Genomic DNA, 16,999 nt, shown 5'->3' on the forward strand with positions numbered 1-16,999 from the left:
GCAACATCTGATTCAACATCAGACTCAGATGCAACAGCAGATGCAGATGCAACATCTGATTCAACATCAGACTCAGATGCAACAGCAGATGCAGACTCAACAGCAGACGCAGATGCAACATCTGATTCAACATCAGACTCAGATGCAACAGCAGATGCGGACTCAACAGCAGATGCAGACGCAACATCTGATTCAACATCAGACTCAGACTCAACAGCAGACGCAGATGCAACATCTGATTCAACATCAGACTCAGATTCAACATCTGATGCAAGTTCAGACGCAGATGCAACAGCGGATGCAGACTCAACAGCAGACGCAGATGCAACATCTGATTCAACATCAGACTCAGACTCAACAGCAGATGCAAGTGCAGATGTAGATTCAACATCAGAATCTAGTGCAAACAATCAATCAAATGCAAACAACAATATAGGACCAATAACTGTTCATACACCTATAAATATATATGTTACTTGTGGATGTTGTGGAAAAAAACATAAATTTGAACATGACGAAATAAATTGCAATAATAACAATTGCGATGATGATAATTGTGATAATGATAATAACAATAACAATTGTTGTTAGGACTAGCAAGAAAATAGGAAAATATAATTATTAAAAAATAAGGAGTATATGGGATATGAATTTTAGAAAAAAAATGCAGAGTAGTAAAAGCTCGCATGATAGCAAACACGATAGTAAACATGATAGCAAACACGATAGCCAGCATGACAACAAACACGATAGCAAACATGATAGTAAGAGTGAACCAATAAAAAATAGTAAAAAAGTGAGCGATTCTAAAACGGTTAAAAAAAGTGGAAACGATGAATAAAAAGTAGATATATATAAATAGAGGAGAGGCTAAAATAACCTCTCCCTTTTAATTTATATGTATTACGTCACCGCTATTTATATCTAGTAAGTTAAATTCCATATCAACTTCATCATCACTTTGATTTATATCTATAATAGCGACTGAATGAGTGCCATCTTTAGGAATTGATGTACTTCCAGGATTTAATACTATTAAATTTTCATCTATATAAAGTTCTTTAACATGAGTATGACCAAGAATAAGTATATCTCCACCCATATTTTTAGCATCTTGTATAGTATCTTCTTTAGACTTAGTATATCCATGAGTCATTATTATTCTAGTTTCACCAAATTGATTCATAACATACGGACTTTGGATAGGATGATTTATAACCATTTGATCAACGTCAGCGTCACAATTTCCCCTAGCGATAATTATATTATTAAGTTCATTAATTTTGGCTATTACTCCTTTTGGATTATAACCTTCTGGAATATCATTTCTAGGTCCATGGTACAGAACATCACCACCATGTAAAATCACATCACACTCAGATAATGCATCTAGTGCCTTTTCAAAATAAAGTAAACTTCCATGAGTATCGCTCATTACACCTATTTTCATTTCATTTCCTCCTAAGTTAAGATTACAAGAATTTTTCAGAAACCCTACTCCAAAATTCATAGTTTGACATTCTGAGTAATTTTATTTTAACATCAGACATAAAAGTTTTAATGCTAGAAATACGATTAAATTTATGCTCGACTCCATCTATTACTATTATAATTGAGTTTTCAAATCTATATTCAGGAGTAATATTTATTACAGAATCATTAGAACATATAATACTAGAAGTAAAACTTCTATAAGCATTTGTATTTATAGGATAAAGTGGAGTAAGCTGCATTAAGCTTATACTTGGATCAACAATACTACCTCCTGCTGCATAATTGTAGGCTGTTGAACCTGTAGGAGTTGATATAATCATTCCATCTCCACTAAATTTTTGTATATGTCTATCATTTATATTTACGTCAATGTGTATAATCCTAGATTTATCTCCTTTTACAACGACTTCATTTATAGCAAATATATCATTACAATGTTTATCAGTACAGATACTAGCACCAAGAAGAGGTATATCTTGTATCAAATAATCTTCATTTATGTATGATGTTATAAATCTATCAATATCATCTGGAGAAATATCTGGGAAAAAGCCAAGGTGCCCTGTGTTTATCCCGACTACTGGAACATCAGGAAAATTAAAATCGTGAACAGTCTTTAAAAAAGATCCATCTCCACCAATTGATATAACAAGTTCTGTATCTGGATGGAAATAATCGATTACCTCAAATCCAGCAGAGATCAGTTTGTTAGTTAATAAGTTTTTCGTTGCAATAGATTTTTTAAGTTCATTTGATTTTACAGTTATAATTTTTCTCATTTTTCCACCCCTCTATACTTTGTATTATAGCATAACTTAATAGGTTAAATTATAGTTAATTAAAAGTAGACAAATAAACTCTTTATACTCAAATAGTTGATTATAGAGGTACATATATAAGATAATACATAAAGAAAGAATTTATGTATACTAAAAATAAGTAAAATTTAAAGTTTATAAACAAATATAAGTAAGATATTAATAATAAAAGGTCTTATCTATTAATCTAAAATAGTATAAAATATATAATGTTATAAGAAAAGAAGGTAGGTGCAGATTTGTTTAAAAAGGAAGAACAAAGGTATAATATCATATCTTATACGAGTGAAGAAAATTCAACGTTAAAAGAGATACTATTAGATAAATTAAATTTCTCTGTAAGATCATTATCAAAGATGAAAAGAGAACAAAGTATGTTAGTAAACGGTGAATTTAAAAAGCCTAGTACTAAAGTTAAAAAAGGTGATTTAATAGAAGTAAAAATAGAAGAAGATATGGCGAATTTTACACCACAAGATTTAAATTTAGACATATTGTATGATGACTTTGATATAATAATGGTTAACAAACCACCGTTTATGGTGGTACATCCGACTAAAAGCCATAGTGAAAGCACAATAGCAAATGGGATAACTGACTATATAATCAAGAAAAATGAAAAAGTTAAAGTAAGGTTTGTAAATAGATTAGATATGAATACATCTGGTTTAGTTATAGTTGCTAAAAATGCTTATGCACATCATACTTTATCATTAGATATGAGCAAAGATAAAGTTGAAAAAACTTATATAACTGTTGTAAAAGGAATAGTAAAAGAAGATTTTGGAACTATAAATCAACCAATATATAGACCCACGGAAGATAGTATAAAAAGAGTTGTGGATGAAAGAGGGCAGGAATCTGTAACTCATTATAAAGTATTAGAAAGATTAAATGATGCTACAGTACTAGAAGTAAAGCTTGAAACAGGGAGAACACATCAAATAAGAGTCCATATGAACTATATAGGTCATGGTATAATAGGTGATGAGCTTTATGGATATGTAGATGAAAATCTCATAAATAGACAAGCATTACATGCATATAGCTTAAAATTTAATCAGCCTAGAACGAAAGAAGAGTTAGAGTTTAAGGCTAATTTACCAAAAGATATAGAAGACTTAATAAATAAGCTAAAATAACAAATATAATTAGAGGTGAGATTATGATAATTCATAAGTTTATAATACATGTATTAGATAAAAATAGTGATGTTCCAATACTAAATGACTATGAGGGAAAAATAAATCCTGAGGTAGATAAGTTTTTCCAAAAAATAATAAAAAGAGTAACTAAAGATGATGATTTAAGAAAAGGAATATTTAAGGATTATAACAATAATATAATAAAAAATTGCTGTGAGCAGATAATATATGATGAAATCACTTTCTTAGAAAATTCTAAGGAAATAGCAGCATATTTATTTGATATAATGAAAATCAATTCAGAAATAGATTCATGTGATTTAGCAATATGTTTATATACAGTTAAGGATGAAAAATATGTAGCTATACTTAAGCTAGATTATAAAAAACTTTACACTCACTCTATAGAATTTATAGATGATAAGTTTAATATACAAATGGTTGCAAATGAAATAGGTATACCAGAAACAGGAAGACAAAAGCAATGTGCAATTATAGGAGTAAGTGGAATAAATGATGAGTTTCATTTAAGATTGTTAGATAAAGATGCAGAGAAGGAAGAAAGTGAATCAAAGTTCATTAAGGAATTCTTAAATGCAGAAAGAATTGATGATGACAAATATAAGACGAAGGTATTTAAAAAGTCAGCGGAAAATTGGATAACAAATGCATTAACAGAAAATATAAAACAAGCAGAAGATATGAGAAGTGTACTTAATTATACATTAAAAGAAAAGCATGAAATAGATGTGAATGATTTTATAGAAAATAATATAAAAGATGAAAATCTAAAAGAAAGCTTCAAAGAACATATGGAAGATAAGGGATTAGATGAAGGTTTCAATATAGATAAAACATGGGTTGAAAAAAAGCTTAAGAAAAGAAGTATAAAAACGGATAATGGATTTGATTTAAAAGGAAATTTAGAAGATTTTGAAGACCCAATGAAATACAGTGTAAAGCAAAACCCAGATGGAAGTATAGATATAACATTAAAAAATATTAGATTTTACGAAGAGAAGTAGCAAAAAGCACCAAAGACTTATAAAGCTTTGGTGTTTTTTGTATACAAATATTCTGTATTAAACTTTCTGTATTAAACTTAAAATATATGTTTAATTTTTAGAGTAAAGTAATTTCAAGAAATCTGCGCATGTTAAAAATAATATTTTAATTATTAGGAGTAAATTTAATTTTTTAGTGTACATGCAATATATATTATTGAAAGCCATATAAATATAATAGGACTAAAATTGTTACATATTAAGGGGGTAAATATGGAACAACTAAAAGATATGTTAAGAGGGTTTGATTTTGTAGATGATAATCCAATGATATTTTTTTTGATAATAGGATTGGTTGTACTTCTTTTAATTAATTCAAATGGAAACTTAGATTGTTTTTTCGACCAAAATAATTCATTAGTTTGGATTATACTTTTAGTATTTTTAGTATTTATGCTTGGGAGAAATGATGGTTGCCATGATGATTTTTGCTGTTAATAAGTTAAAACCGAGCTTCATATGCTCGGCTTTATTTCTTTAGATTATTGGTTATCTTCTATATATTTACAGATATCACCTATAGTTTTGAAGTTTTCAGCTTCCTCATCTGGAATTTCTATTCCAAATTCATCTTCAAGAGCCATTATAACTTCAACAGCATCTAAAGAGTCAGCTTCTAAATCTTCTATTAAAGAAGTATCTTTAGTCATTACATTTGTGTTATCTATTCCTAATTGTTCAGCTATTATTGATTTTATTTTTTCAAACATGGTTTAACCCTCCTAGAAACGGTTTATAAATTTACTTGTAGTTTAATATAATATTAAAAATTTTTCAATAGAGTTTTTAAGAAAATGTAATAAACTTTTTTAATGAGAATATAAATTAATATATAAATTTTATACATAGGAGGAATTGTTATGAAGTATATAAGTTTACTAATATCTTCAATTGGAGTATTTTTAGTAATATTAGGAAATTTTTATTATAATTCAGTAACATTAGATATGCAAAAGATTAAAGATTATGTGGCAGAAACAAATATTATACTAGAAGATATAATAGATAAGGAATATTATGTATTAGAAAATAAACAAGACTATATAAAAAGACTTAATAGTCTTAAAGAAGGATTAAATAATACTGATACAACATTTTTAATAGATAATTATAAAAACTATAAGGTAAAGTCCATAGATAGTTTAGTAAAAAGCTTAAAAGAGACAGAAGGTAAAAAGATATATTTAGGAGAAGTAGAAAAGTACAATAAATTATGTGATAGAGAGATTGATAGGTTAATAATCAATAAAAACTTAGTATAGTAATCTTATATACATTTAATAAAGACATCATGAATTAAAAGGGGGGGTTTAATGGCAAAATTAGAAGATACCCTAACTCGTTTGTTTGGAGGGAATAATAATATTTTAAACAATAGAATGCTAATAGTTATAGTATTAGTATTTATTGTTATATTTACAGATTTATTAGATGACTTTCTAGAAAACGATAATGCTTGGATGTGGATTATATTAGTACTACTTTTATTATTTAATTTTGATGAAAGTCTTTGTTAATAAGCTTTTTTAAAGAAATCATTTGATTTCTTTTTTTGTGTAAAAAAATTTAGTAATAGACAAATATATTATGATTTAATTTAATAAAAGGGTAACAATTTTACACATTATTACATAATATTTATTAAATAGTTAGTAATATACTATTATTCATAAAATTAAAGGTGGGATATTAATGTCAACAGATCAAGGATTATCAAGATTCTTTGGAGGAGGATTATTTGGCAACACTGGTCTAATAGTATTGATAGTAATAGGTGTAATACTTTTACTAGGAGATGATCTTCTTGAATGGATATTATGTGATGATATGGGTATTATTTGGATAGTTCTTATAATACTTTTATTGACTAATTTTGATTTTGATTGTGGATGTGGATGTTGTTAATAAAGAACTCTATTTAGAGTTCTTTATTAACAAAAAATTTTATAAATTATAAAAAAATAATAACACTTTTTGAAAAATTACATACTATGTATTAAGTGGGCAAAAGCCCTAACGAGACATAAATATACTTCACTAAAGAATTATTCTTATGTAGGGGGGATTTTTGTGAGTAGCAAATTAAGTAGAGTTTTTGATTGTATGGGAGGAGGAGGATGGTGGATAATAATACTATTCTTCTTGTTCTTAGTTTTCCAAGAATGTTGGAGCGATATATGCATAACTGACTGGATTCCATTCCTAATATTATTATTAATAGTGTGTTCATGTGTAGGAGTTAATGATGGAGATTTTGGATGCTGTGAGGCTAACTTCGACTGTGGATGCTAAATAAGAAAACAAAAGAGTGCTTTGCATTCTTTTGTTTTTTTATTTTAAATTATAAAAATAAAAATTATACAAACTAATATCACAAATTTAATTTCTTGCATATTATATGTTAAGAGTGAAAACTCAAATTATAATAACAACAGGAGGTAGCAAAATGTTAGATAGATTATTTGGTGGTTGTGATGGTTTCTTTGGAGGTGCTTGGTGGATAATAATATTATTCTTCTTATTCTTAGTATTTGGAGAACAATGGTGTGAAATAGAAATAGTTGAATGGATACCATTCTTAATATTACTATTAATAGTTTGTAGTTGTGGAGAAATTGGAGGAGATTGTTAGTAAAATTAAAAAATAAAAAACATTATGAGTAACAAAAATTTAAAAGATTCATATTATATACTATACAAAATTTTAGATTATGTATAGACATCTAAAAGTTAATTCATTAAAAAATTTATCAAAGGGAGGAATTTGTTATGCTAGATAGATTTTTTGGAGATTGTGGATTTTTCGCAGGTGGAGCTTGGTGGATAATAGTATTATTCTTCTTATTCTTAGCTTTCCAAGAATGTTGGAGTGAGATTTGTATAACTGATTGGATACCATTCTTAATATTATTATTAATAACATGTTCTTGTGGAGGTCTTTTCGAAGACGGAGATTGCTGTTAATATTTACTAAAAAAGCAACGGTGTTAAATACCGTTGCTTTTTTTTTAATTTAGAGATAAAATATTTACTTATGAAGGTAAATTAATACGCTGTTTTTGGGTATAAAAATTATATTACATAATAAAACTAATAAATAATCGTCTTAAAATATTTATAAAATTTATAATATATGGTAAAATTAAAATTTAAGAAAGTAGACGGATTAAACTTTAAAATACATAAAATATGTATAAGGAGGAACTAAAATGAAAAGCAACATAACTATAAAAGATGTGGCAAAAAGAGCTGGAGTTTCTATATCTACGGTATCGAGAGTTATAAATGATTCAAAACCAGTTACTGATGAAGTAAAGCAAAAAGTTTTAGATGTTATAAAGGAAACAGGTTATATACCAAACCCTCTAGCTCGAAGTTTAGTTACTAAAAAAAGTCAGCTAATAGGAGTTATAGTACCAGAAGTATCGGATTCTTTTGTAAATGAAATATTAAATGGTATAGAGGAAGTAGCTAAAATGTATGATTATGAGATATTATTAGCTAATACTTACTCAAATAAAGAACAAGAATTAAAAAGTATAAATTTACTAAGAGCAAAACAAGTTGAAGGTATCGTTATGATATCTTGGAAAGTAGAAGAAGATCATATAAACTATATACAAAACTGTGGAATACCAGCAACTTATATAAGTAAAACAGCAAGAAATTATGATATATATACAGTAAGTACAAGTAATAAAGAAGCTACTTATGATATGACTAAATATCTTTTAGATAAAGGGCATGAAAAAATAGCATTTGTGATGACTAGTAAAGATGATACAGTACTTGAAATGGAAAGATTATCGGGATATGAAGAAGCCTTAAATGAAAGAAATATACAATTAGATAAGAGCTTAGTTAAATATGGTGGAACTACTTATGAAGCTGGATATGAAAGTATGAAAGAACTACTTGATGAAGGAATAATACCTCATGCAGCATTTGTAACGGGAGATGAAGCTGCAATAGGAGCCATAAATGCAATATGCGATGCTGGATATAAAGTACCGGAAGATATATCAGTTGCAGGATTTAATGATGTAAAAATAGCTAATATGTATAGACCAAAATTAACTACAGTACATCAACCATTATATGATATGGGAGCTGTAGCTATAAGAATGGTAATCAAAATGATAAATAAAGAACAGTTAGACGAAAAGAAAATAGAATTACCATACAGAATAGTTGAAAGAGAAAGTGTAATAGAAAGATAATAAAAAAGTGTCTTAAAATAATACTAGCATTATTTTAAGACACTTTTTTATTATAGCTATATCATATAATTTTAATTATTATTAAGGAGGATTGCATAAAAAAGTATAGAAGTCTTTTAAATAGAATATATTTTTACATTGGGGAGGTTACGCTGTGGGGATAATTACACTAAATGGAAATGATTTAACCATAGAAGATGTTGTAAAAGTAGCAAGGAATGATTATAAGGTAAAGCTTAGTAAGGAAGCTATAGATAATATTCAAAAATCTAGAGCTTTAGTAGATAAATTCGTGAAAGAAGATAAAGTATCTTATGGAATAACTACAGGCTTTGGAAGATTTTCAGATATAGTTATATCTAAAGATGACGCAAAAGAATTACAAAGAAATTTAATTATAAGTCATTCTTGTGGAGTGGGAAATCCACTAGACGAAGAAATAGTAAGAGCTATTATGCTACTTAGAATAAATGCTTTGTCAAAGGGATATTCAGGGATAAGATTACAAACATTAGAAGTATTAATAAGTATGGTAAATGAAGGAGTACATCCTATAATACCAGAGAAAGGTTCACTTGGTGCATCTGGAGATTTAGCGCCACTATCTCATATGGTTTTAACTATGATAGGAGAAGGTGAAGCTATATATAAAGGTGAAAGATTACCTTCAAAAGAAGCAATGAAAAAAGCAAACATAGATATATTAGAAGACTTATCTTATAAAGAAGGTTTAGCTCTTATAAATGGAACACAAGTTATGACGGCAATAGGTCTATTAACACTATATGACTCCATAAATCTATTAAAGCATGCAGATATAGCATTAGCTTTAACTATGGAAGGTTTAAATGGAATATCTTGTGCAATGGACGAGAAGGTTCATAGAGTAAGACCACATAAAGGTCAAATAAATACAGCTAAAAATATATTAAATATAGTTAAAGATAGTGAAATGACAACAAAACAAGGAGAAATAAGAGTACAAGATGCATATTCATTAAGATGTTCTCCTCAAATACATGGTGCTAGCAAAGATGCTATAGAATATGTTAAAAATAAAGTAAATATAGAGATCAACTCAGTAACAGACAACCCAATAATATTTCCAAATCAAGAAGAAGTTATATCAGGTGGAAACTTCCACGGACAACCAATGGCATTAGCTTTTGATTTTTTATCAATAGCATTAGCAGAGATAGCTAATATATCAGAAAGAAGATTAGAAAAATTAGTAAACCCAGCAATAAATCATAATTTGCCAGCATTTTTAGTAAATAAAGGTGGATTAAACTCAGGATTTATGATTGTGCAGTATAGTGCAGCATCTCTAGTATCTGAAAACAAAGTTTTAGCACATCCAGCAAGTGTAGATTCAATACCATCATCAGCAAATCAAGAAGATCATGTTTCTATGGGAACTATAGCAGCTAGAAAAGCAAGAGAAATAATGAAAAATACTAGAAAAGTATTATCAATGGAAATATTAGGAGCAGTCCAAGCCATAGATTTAAGAGAAAATAATAATTTAGGAGTAGGAAGTAAGGCTGCCTATAAAGTTGTGAGAGATAATATACCATTTGTTGATAAAGATAGGATAATGTATAAAGATATTGATAAATGCGAAGATATAATAATTTCAAATTTAATAATTGATAAAGTAGAAGAAGCTATAGAAGAAGATATTTTAGTAAATTAAGAAATTCCAGAAGTAAGTTTTATATAAAGCACTATAAGGAGGATGCTAATGGAGAAAACATTAAATATTTTAAATCAAGAAATATTTGAAGGAATGTCTATAAAAATTAATGAAATACCTAAAGATAATTGTGAATTTATTAAAGGGATAAGAAGAGCGCCAAAAAGAGAGGCAAAACTATCTAAAGAGGATATAAAGTTAGCGCTTAAAAATGCATTAAGATATATACCTGAAAATTATCATGAAGAATTAGCACCAGAGTTTTTAAAAGAACTAATGACAATGGGAAGAATATATGGATATAGATTTAGACCAAAAGGAAATATAAAAGGAAAATCTATAGAAGAGTATGAAGGAAAATGTATAGAAGGTAAAGCCTTTCAGGTTATGATAGATAATAACCTAGATTTTGATATAGCTCTTTATCCATATGAGCTTGTAACTTATGGAGAAACAGGGCAAGTGTTTCAAAATTGGATGCAATATGTACTGGTTAAAGAGTATCTAAAAGTTTTAACTGAAGATCAAACATTAGTTATACAATCTGGCCATCCATTAGGTCTTTTTAAGTCAAAACCAGATGCCCCAAGAGTAATACTTACAAATGGCCTTATGATAGGAATGTTTGATAACCAAGAAGAATGGAAAAGAGCAGCTGCTATAGGTGTTTCAAATTATGGACAGATGACAGCTGGAGGATGGATGTATATAGGTCCGCAAGGAATCGTTCATGGAACTTATTCAACACTTTTAAATGCAGGAAGATTAGTACTAGGTTTAGGGAAGGAAGAAGATTTAAAAGGCAAACTATTTGTAACTTCGGGCCTTGGAGGAATGAGTGGTGCTCAAGGTAAGGCTATAGAAATTGCTGGTGGAGTAGGTATAATAGCTGAAGTTGATTATTCAAGAATAGAAACAAGATATAATCAAGGTTGGGTTAGTAAAATTGCTAATACCTGTGAAGAAGCATTTAATTTAGCGAAGGAGTATATGGACAAAAGAAAAGAATGTGCCATTGCATATCATGGAAATATAGTAGATTTATTAGAATATGCTGTTAATAATAACATATTTATAGACTTACTTTCTGACCAAACATCTTGTCATGCTGTTTATGATGGAGGATACTGCCCACAAGGTATTACATTTGAAGAAAGAACAGAGCTTTTAGATAAGAATAAAACTAGATTTATAGAACTTGTAAATAAAACTCTAGTAAATCATTTTAATTTGATAAAAGAACTTAATAAAAGAGGAACATATTTCTTTGATTATGGTAACAGTTTTATGAAAGCTATATATGATGCAGGGTGTAAGGAAATATCAAAAAATAAAGTAGATGAAAAAGATGGATTTATATTCCCATCATATGTTGAAGATATACTAGGGCCTCAATTGTTTGACTATGGATATGGTCCATTTAGATGGGTATGCCTATCAGGAAAAGAAGAAGACTTAGAAAAAACAGATAAAGCAGCGATGGAGATAATAGATCCAGACAGAAGATATCAAGATAGAGATAACTGGATATGGATAAGAGATGCAAAGAAAAATGCTTTGGTTGTAGGTACTCAAGCTAGAATATTATATCAAGATGCTATGGGAAGAACTAACATTGCACTTAAATTTAATGACATGGTAAGAAAAGGTGAAATAGGACCAGTAATGTTAGGTAGAGATCACCATGATGTGTCAGGTACAGATTCTCCATTTAGAGAGACATCAAATATAAAAGATGGAAGTAATATAATGGCTGATATGGCAACTCATTGTTTTGCAGGTAATTGTGCAAGAGGAATGAGTTTGGTAGCTCTTCACAATGGAGGAGGAGTTGGTATAGGTAAATCTATAAATGGCGGGTTTGGAATGGTATTAGATGGATCTTTAAGAGTTGACGATATATTAAGAAGTTCTATGCCTTGGGATGTTATGAGTGGTGTTGCAAGAAGAGCATGGGCTAGAAATGAAAATTCTATAAGTACAGTTATTGAATATAATAAAATGTGTAAAGGCAAAGATCATATAACATTACCATATTTGGTAGAAGAAGAAGTTATAGATGAGATTATAGAGAATTTAAATTTTTAGCAAATTATTATAGAAAATATTAACCACATAATAAATTTTAAATTCTATATAAAACATATAAAGTTATAGGGGGGGGAAGTATATGGCCGTAGTTCAATGCGTACCAAATTTTAGTGAAGGAAGAGATTTAGAAAAAATAGAGAAAATAGTAGAACCACTAAGAAAAAAAGAAGGTGTAAAGCTATTAAACTATGAAGCTGATAAAAATTACAATAGACTGGTTGTAACAGTTATAGGAGAACCACAACAAGTTAAAAAGGCAGTGTTTGAGTCTATAGAAGTTGCTAAAAATATAATAGATATGAATAATCATAAGGGGCAACATTCAAGATTTGGTGCAACTGATGTTTGTCCATTTATACCTATAAAAGATATGACTATGGAGGATGCTGTCAATTTAGCTAAAGAACTTGGAAGAGAAGTTTCAGATAAATTAAGTATACCAGTATTTTTATATGAAGATGCAGCGACAAAACCTGATAGACAAAATCTTGCTAACGTAAGAAAAGGAGAATTTGAAGGTTTAGATGAAAAGCTAAAAGATAGCAATTGGATACCTGATTTTGGAGAAGCTAAAAAGCATGAAAGCGCAGGTGCAATAGCTATAGGTGCTAGGAGACCTCTTATTGCATATAATATAAACCTTGATACTGATAACATAGAAATTGCAAATAAAATAGCTAAAACTATTAGACACTCAAGCGGAGGTTATAGGTATATAAAAGCGGGACCTGTTGAAATACCAGAAAGAAAAATTACTCAAGTAACGATGAATCTAACTGATTACACAAAAACTAGTATGTATAGGGCTTTTGAAGCTGTAAAAATGGAAGCTAGAAGGTTTGGAGTAAATGTTACTGGAAGTGAAGTAGTAGGACTTTGCCCTATGGAGGCACTTATAGATGTTGCTTCTTATTATTTAGGATTAGAAAACTTTGATTTAGAAAAAGTATTAGAAACTAGTTTGATGGAGTAATAGTATGATAGCAGATTTGATTATAAAAAACATTGGTAAATTAGCTACTTGTAAAAGTGATGAAACTAAAAGTAAAAAAGATATGAGCAATATAGAAATGATAGAAGATGCATATATATCAATAAAAGATGGTAAATTCATTTCAATAGGAAGTAAAGATGATTATCATAGCATGATAGATGAAAAAACAGAGGTAGTAGATGCAAATGGTTTATTAGTAACACCAGGGCTTATAGATTCACATACTCATTTAGTGCATGGCGGATCAAGAGAAAATGAATTTTATAAGAAACTTTTGGGTGTTTCTTATATAGATATATTAAAACAAGGTGGAGGAATTTTAAGCACGGTTAATGCTACTAAAATATCTACTAAAGAAGAATTATACGATAAAGCTAAAAAAAGCTTAGATAGAATGTTAGAGTTTGGAGTAACAACAGTAGAAGCTAAGAGTGGTTATGGATTAGAATTAGATACAGAAATAAAACAACTTGAAGTTGCAAAAGAGTTAGATAATGATCATCCTATAGATTTAGTACATACATATTTAGGAGCACATGCTATACCGTTAGAATATAGAGAAAATCATGATGAGTTTATATTTAAAATATTAGAAGACATGAAGAAGATAAAGGAATTAGATTTAGCTGAATTTTGCGATGTATTTTGTGAAGATAGTGTATTTTCAATAGAAGAAAGTGAATTAATACTTAAAAAGGCAAAGGAATGTGGATATAAACTAAAAATTCATGCTGATGAGATTGTATCACTAGGAGGAGCAGAGCTTTCTGCAAAATTAGGCTGTATATCAGCCGACCATTTAATGGCAGCTAGTGAAGATGGTATTAAAATGATGGCAAAAGAAAATGTAGTAGCTAATATTCTTCCAGCAACATCATTTAATTTAAATAAATCATATGCAAATGCAAGAAAAATGATAGATTTAGGTGTTAGAGTAGCTATATCTAGTGATTATAATCCAGGGAGTTGTCCAAGTGAAAATCTTCAATTTGCAATGCAATTAGGATGTTTAGGATTGAAAATGACTCCAAATGAAGTTTTAAATGCAGTAACTATTAATGCATCGTATTGTATTGATAGGCAATATGAAATAGGATCAATAGAAGTCGGTAAAAGAGCAGATTTTGTTATATTTGATTCTCCTAATATAGAATACTTAATGTATCACTTTGGAATAAACCATGTAGATAGAGTTTATAAAGATGGAAAACTAGTAGTAAAAGATAAGCGTGTATGTTATAACAATTAAAGGATGGGGAAAGTATGAAATTAATAGATATGAGTTTAAATGAATTTTCTGATGAAGTAGATTCTAGCTCACCAGCTCCTGGTGGAGGTTCAGTAGCTGCTTTAGCTAGTAATATAGGGGTAGGACTTTGCAAAATGATGGCTCATTTAAGTTTTGGAAAGAAAAAATATGAAAATTTAGATGAAGCTACAAGAATAGAATTTGTAAATATATTTAATCAACTATCAGATATAAGGCAAGAACTAGTAAACTTAGTTGATAAAGATACAGAAGCATTTAATGAAGTTATGAAGGCTTTAAAAATGCCTAAAAATAGTGAGGAAGAAATAAAAAATAGAAATAGTGCAATTCAAGATGCAACTTTATTTTCAATAGAAGTTCCGTATAAGACAGCAGAATTATCACTAGAAGCATTAAAATTAGTAGATTATATAGCTACTTATGGAAATCAAAATGCCATAACAGATATAGGTGTAGGGACATTAATGATTTATACAGGGTTAGAAGGTGCTATACTTAATGTAAAGGTAAATTTATCTAGTATTAAGGATGATAATACAAAAAATCACTATACTAAATGTTGTGGTGAAATATTAGAGCTAGGAAATAAGATTAAAGATAAGGTAATAGAGGATATACATTCTAAAATAAGTTAAAAAAAGCTATCCTAATTTTAGGATAGCTTTTTTTATTTATGGTCTTTTAGTTTTTTTGACTTTTTTAACTACTTTTTTTGGATGTGCTGGGGAAGATGACTCACTAGGAGAAGATATTTTGTTTTTGCTAGGCTTAGACTTTTTACTAGATTTAGAATTTTTAGATTCACTAGTAGAAGCTCCAGATCCTTTTTTAGTTTTAGATTTCTTAGCATTAATTTTATTTTCAATTTCAGCATCAGATATTTTTTTCATTATAACATCTAGTTTATTTCGCTGTTCTTCATCTAGGAAAGTCTTAAATTTAGAGACAACTTCATCTCTTCCCTTTAGAGTTTGACCTATTTTGATTAGTTCATCCATTAACTCACCTTCAGACTTACCTTTATAGCTGTCAGCAATTTGTTCTATTTTATCTTTATCTATATTTTTTTCTTTAGCCATTTTCTCTAGAGCTTCTGCATTTATCTTTTTCATAAAAATGCCCCTTTCTATAATATATATTGAATTTTTCTCATACTATTTATATATAGAAAAAATTATAAAATGTGAAGAGATTCTATCTTAGATAAAAATTTCTATAGATAATATATATGCACACGAAATAAAAAAAAGTAACACTAATAACAAATAAAACATAAATATATATGAGGGAGAAGTATATTTTAAGGGGTGACGATTATTGAATAATCTACTTTTAATACTTGGAATGATTGCACTTAGTAACGGGAATATATCATTAGGAGATTTATCCTTATTTGATAATAAAAATAAAGCTAAATCAAAGGGGGTTAAGGAAAATATTGATATGACTCAAAAAAATGATAGAAATAGTAGAGATAAAACAAAAAAAGTAAGAGTTAATAAAAAAAGAAGAAAAAAGAGTAGTGATAATTCAAATAATAATTCTATTACATTTAGTATAAATGATATAAATAAAGGTTTAAAACTTATGGATTTAAGTGATGAAGATTTAGAGCGTGGCATGGAAATAATAACTAGAACTAAAAAGTATATGTCACAAGATGAAAGAAAGTTTTTAGTTAAGATTGAGAGTGTATTAGACTTAGTTAGGGGAATAAAGAAACTTAGTTCAATAGAGGATATCGAGGAAGAAGAAACAAACTTTTTTAGATGTATGGATGAGGAAGATAAGAAGAATATGATGATTAGGGAAATTTTAGAAGTTTTTCCTGAAAAAAGGAAAGAATCTATAGAAAAGGCTATCGATATGAAAAAGAAAATAGATTTATTTGCAGAATTATTTTTACCAGATGATATAGAAGAAAATGGATTTAGTATAAGTTCTCTAGCGAGTTTAAATAATTTGGGAAGCATGAATAATTTAAAATTATTGGGAAGCCTTTTAAGAGTCGATGATGATAAAGATGATAAAAAATATTATAGTTATGATAGTGAATATGATGCATATGATGATTTTAATGAAGATGATGACGACTTTTGTGAGTACATAGATGATTTAGATGAATAATATGGAAATATATCTTAATATTTCATTAATTACTATATAAAACTACTTTTAAAATTACTGATTTTGTTATATAATAAGTA

The 16,999-nt window shown here is 28.5% G+C and carries 22 protein-coding genes; 18 read left to right on the top strand and 4 right to left on the bottom strand.

What is annotated here, in order from left to right:
• Together I4U66_RS00005 and I4U66_RS00010 are read left to right on the top strand one after the other, a co-directional pair.
• A partial coding sequence (locus I4U66_RS00005) for a hypothetical protein (protein ID WP_207743594.1) occupies positions 1-591 on the top strand: 591 nt, incomplete at its 5' end.
• A gap of 55 nt (positions 592-646) precedes the next feature.
• On the top strand, positions 647-841 hold the full coding sequence (locus I4U66_RS00010) for a hypothetical protein (protein WP_195928292.1): 195 nt from the start codon (positions 647-649) through the stop codon (positions 839-841).
• A 48-nt stretch (positions 842-889) separates the two neighbouring features.
• Here I4U66_RS00010 and yfcE read toward each other — a convergent pair whose 3' ends face one another.
• Together yfcE and I4U66_RS00020 are read right to left on the bottom strand one after the other, a co-directional pair.
• A complete protein-coding gene (yfcE, locus tag I4U66_RS00015; protein WP_092927354.1) occupies positions 890-1,450 on the bottom strand; it encodes a phosphodiesterase in 561 nt (186 codons plus the stop codon).
• A 22-nt stretch (positions 1,451-1,472) separates the two neighbouring features.
• Positions 1,473-2,273 carry an NAD(+)/NADH kinase gene (locus I4U66_RS00020; protein ID WP_092927352.1) on the bottom strand — a complete coding sequence of 267 codons (801 nt, stop codon included), beginning with the start codon at positions 2,271-2,273 and terminating at the stop codon, positions 1,473-1,475.
• Positions 2,274-2,551: 278 nt separating this feature from the next.
• Here I4U66_RS00020 and I4U66_RS00025 point away from each other — a divergent pair, with 278 nt between their 5' ends.
• The 3 genes from I4U66_RS00025 (at position 2,552) to I4U66_RS00035 (ending at position 4,959) form a co-directional block, all read left to right on the top strand.
• Complete coding sequence (locus I4U66_RS00025) at positions 2,552-3,454, top strand: RluA family pseudouridine synthase (RefSeq protein WP_092927350.1); 903 nt, start codon at positions 2,552-2,554, stop codon at positions 3,452-3,454.
• Positions 3,455-3,477: 23 nt separating this feature from the next.
• On the top strand, positions 3,478-4,482 hold the full coding sequence (locus tag I4U66_RS00030; RefSeq protein ID WP_092927348.1) for a nucleoid-associated protein: 1,005 nt from the start codon (positions 3,478-3,480) through the stop codon (positions 4,480-4,482).
• Between the two features lie 252 nt (positions 4,483-4,734).
• The gene (locus I4U66_RS00035) at positions 4,735-4,959 is read left to right on the top strand and encodes a hypothetical protein (protein ID WP_092927346.1); all 225 of its coding nucleotides are present in this window, start codon (positions 4,735-4,737) and stop codon (positions 4,957-4,959) included.
• Positions 4,960-5,003: 44 nt separating this feature from the next.
• Here the strand turns inward: I4U66_RS00035 and acpP are convergent, their stop codons facing one another.
• Positions 5,004-5,231 carry an acyl carrier protein gene (gene acpP / locus I4U66_RS00040; RefSeq protein ID WP_092927344.1) on the bottom strand — a complete coding sequence of 76 codons (228 nt, stop codon included), beginning with the start codon at positions 5,229-5,231 and terminating at the stop codon, positions 5,004-5,006.
• Positions 5,232-5,381: 150 nt separating this feature from the next.
• On the opposite strand from acpP, the gene I4U66_RS00045 reads away from it, so the two are divergent.
• The 12 genes from I4U66_RS00045 to I4U66_RS00100 all read left to right on the top strand — a co-directional run bounded on the left by I4U66_RS00045 (position 5,382) and on the right by I4U66_RS00100 (position 15,427).
• Positions 5,382-5,783: a hypothetical protein gene (locus I4U66_RS00045; RefSeq protein ID WP_092927342.1), complete on the top strand. Its 402-nt coding sequence runs from the start codon at positions 5,382-5,384 to the stop codon at positions 5,781-5,783.
• Positions 5,784-5,834: 51 nt separating this feature from the next.
• Complete coding sequence (locus I4U66_RS00050) at positions 5,835-6,038, top strand: hypothetical protein (protein WP_092927340.1); 204 nt, start codon at positions 5,835-5,837, stop codon at positions 6,036-6,038.
• A 175-nt stretch (positions 6,039-6,213) separates the two neighbouring features.
• Positions 6,214-6,426 (top strand): hypothetical protein, encoded by a 213-nt coding sequence (locus I4U66_RS00055; protein WP_092927338.1) that lies wholly within the window; start codon positions 6,214-6,216, stop codon positions 6,424-6,426.
• 198 nt (positions 6,427-6,624) lie between these two features.
• A complete protein-coding gene (locus tag I4U66_RS00060) occupies positions 6,625-6,813 on the top strand; it encodes a hypothetical protein (protein ID WP_092927523.1) in 189 nt (62 codons plus the stop codon).
• Positions 6,814-6,967: 154 nt separating this feature from the next.
• Positions 6,968-7,153, top strand: coding sequence for a hypothetical protein (locus tag I4U66_RS00065; protein ID WP_092927336.1), 186 nt, complete (start codon positions 6,968-6,970; stop codon positions 7,151-7,153).
• Positions 7,154-7,290: 137 nt separating this feature from the next.
• Positions 7,291-7,485 carry a hypothetical protein gene (locus tag I4U66_RS00070; protein WP_092927334.1) on the top strand — a complete coding sequence of 65 codons (195 nt, stop codon included), beginning with the start codon at positions 7,291-7,293 and terminating at the stop codon, positions 7,483-7,485.
• Positions 7,486-7,730: 245 nt separating this feature from the next.
• On the top strand, positions 7,731-8,741 hold the full coding sequence (locus I4U66_RS00075; RefSeq protein WP_166504885.1) for a LacI family DNA-binding transcriptional regulator: 1,011 nt from the start codon (positions 7,731-7,733) through the stop codon (positions 8,739-8,741).
• A 154-nt stretch (positions 8,742-8,895) separates the two neighbouring features.
• The gene (gene hutH, locus I4U66_RS00080) at positions 8,896-10,437 is read left to right on the top strand and encodes a histidine ammonia-lyase (RefSeq protein ID WP_195580829.1); all 1,542 of its coding nucleotides are present in this window, start codon (positions 8,896-8,898) and stop codon (positions 10,435-10,437) included.
• A 48-nt stretch (positions 10,438-10,485) separates the two neighbouring features.
• On the top strand, positions 10,486-12,525 hold the full coding sequence (locus tag I4U66_RS00085) for a urocanate hydratase (RefSeq protein WP_195580830.1): 2,040 nt from the start codon (positions 10,486-10,488) through the stop codon (positions 12,523-12,525).
• 82 nt (positions 12,526-12,607) lie between these two features.
• The gene (gene ftcD / locus I4U66_RS00090) at positions 12,608-13,501 is read left to right on the top strand and encodes a glutamate formimidoyltransferase (protein ID WP_092927326.1); all 894 of its coding nucleotides are present in this window, start codon (positions 12,608-12,610) and stop codon (positions 13,499-13,501) included.
• Positions 13,502-13,505: 4 nt separating this feature from the next.
• On the top strand, positions 13,506-14,771 hold the full coding sequence (hutI, locus tag I4U66_RS00095) for an imidazolonepropionase (protein WP_092927324.1): 1,266 nt from the start codon (positions 13,506-13,508) through the stop codon (positions 14,769-14,771).
• A gap of 14 nt (positions 14,772-14,785) precedes the next feature.
• Complete coding sequence (locus tag I4U66_RS00100) at positions 14,786-15,427, top strand: cyclodeaminase/cyclohydrolase family protein (RefSeq protein ID WP_195236801.1); 642 nt, start codon at positions 14,786-14,788, stop codon at positions 15,425-15,427.
• A 36-nt stretch (positions 15,428-15,463) separates the two neighbouring features.
• Here I4U66_RS00100 and I4U66_RS00105 read toward each other — a convergent pair whose 3' ends face one another.
• A complete protein-coding gene (locus tag I4U66_RS00105) occupies positions 15,464-15,904 on the bottom strand; it encodes a hypothetical protein (RefSeq protein ID WP_092927320.1) in 441 nt (146 codons plus the stop codon).
• Between the two features lie 232 nt (positions 15,905-16,136).
• On the opposite strand from I4U66_RS00105, the gene I4U66_RS00110 reads away from it, so the two are divergent.
• The gene (locus I4U66_RS00110; RefSeq protein ID WP_195581162.1) at positions 16,137-16,919 is read left to right on the top strand and encodes a hypothetical protein; all 783 of its coding nucleotides are present in this window, start codon (positions 16,137-16,139) and stop codon (positions 16,917-16,919) included.
• The last annotated feature ends 80 nt before the right edge of the window (positions 16,920-16,999 follow it).

This window comes from Romboutsia sp. D33t1_170424_H2, assembly GCF_015669105.1.
Taxonomy (GTDB): Bacteria; Bacillota; Clostridia; order Peptostreptococcales; family Peptostreptococcaceae; genus Romboutsia_C; species Romboutsia_C hominis.

What these genes read in the sequence shown, in the direction of transcription:
- I4U66_RS00110 (WP_195581162.1), top strand. Translation starts at nt 16,137, where the DNA reads ATGATTGCACTTAGTAACGGGAATATATCATTAGGAGATTTATCCTTA.
- ftcD (WP_092927326.1), top strand. Translation starts at nt 12,608, where the DNA reads ATGGCCGTAGTTCAATGCGTACCAAATTTTAGTGAAGGAAGAGATTTA.
- hutI (WP_092927324.1), top strand. Translation starts at nt 13,506, where the DNA reads ATGATAGCAGATTTGATTATAAAAAACATTGGTAAATTAGCTACTTGT.
- I4U66_RS00055 (WP_092927338.1), top strand. Translation starts at nt 6,214, where the DNA reads ATGTCAACAGATCAAGGATTATCAAGATTCTTTGGAGGAGGATTATTT.
- I4U66_RS00070 (WP_092927334.1), top strand. Translation starts at nt 7,291, where the DNA reads ATGCTAGATAGATTTTTTGGAGATTGTGGATTTTTCGCAGGTGGAGCT.
- acpP (WP_092927344.1), bottom strand. Translation starts at nt 5,231, where the DNA reads ATGTTTGAAAAAATAAAATCAATAATAGCTGAACAATTAGGAATAGAT.
- I4U66_RS00050 (WP_092927340.1), top strand. Translation starts at nt 5,835, where the DNA reads ATGGCAAAATTAGAAGATACCCTAACTCGTTTGTTTGGAGGGAATAAT.
- I4U66_RS00075 (WP_166504885.1), top strand. Translation starts at nt 7,731, where the DNA reads ATGAAAAGCAACATAACTATAAAAGATGTGGCAAAAAGAGCTGGAGTT.
- I4U66_RS00030 (WP_092927348.1), top strand. Translation starts at nt 3,478, where the DNA reads ATGATAATTCATAAGTTTATAATACATGTATTAGATAAAAATAGTGAT.
- I4U66_RS00100 (WP_195236801.1), top strand. Translation starts at nt 14,786, where the DNA reads ATGAAATTAATAGATATGAGTTTAAATGAATTTTCTGATGAAGTAGAT.
- I4U66_RS00105 (WP_092927320.1), bottom strand. Translation starts at nt 15,904, where the DNA reads ATGAAAAAGATAAATGCAGAAGCTCTAGAGAAAATGGCTAAAGAAAAA.
- I4U66_RS00010 (WP_195928292.1), top strand. Translation starts at nt 647, where the DNA reads ATGAATTTTAGAAAAAAAATGCAGAGTAGTAAAAGCTCGCATGATAGC.
- I4U66_RS00085 (WP_195580830.1), top strand. Translation starts at nt 10,486, where the DNA reads ATGGAGAAAACATTAAATATTTTAAATCAAGAAATATTTGAAGGAATG.
- I4U66_RS00035 (WP_092927346.1), top strand. Translation starts at nt 4,735, where the DNA reads ATGGAACAACTAAAAGATATGTTAAGAGGGTTTGATTTTGTAGATGAT.
- I4U66_RS00060 (WP_092927523.1), top strand. Translation starts at nt 6,625, where the DNA reads ATGGGAGGAGGAGGATGGTGGATAATAATACTATTCTTCTTGTTCTTA.
- yfcE (WP_092927354.1), bottom strand. Translation starts at nt 1,450, where the DNA reads ATGAAAATAGGTGTAATGAGCGATACTCATGGAAGTTTACTTTATTTT.
- I4U66_RS00020 (WP_092927352.1), bottom strand. Translation starts at nt 2,273, where the DNA reads ATGAGAAAAATTATAACTGTAAAATCAAATGAACTTAAAAAATCTATT.
- I4U66_RS00065 (WP_092927336.1), top strand. Translation starts at nt 6,968, where the DNA reads ATGTTAGATAGATTATTTGGTGGTTGTGATGGTTTCTTTGGAGGTGCT.
- I4U66_RS00045 (WP_092927342.1), top strand. Translation starts at nt 5,382, where the DNA reads ATGAAGTATATAAGTTTACTAATATCTTCAATTGGAGTATTTTTAGTA.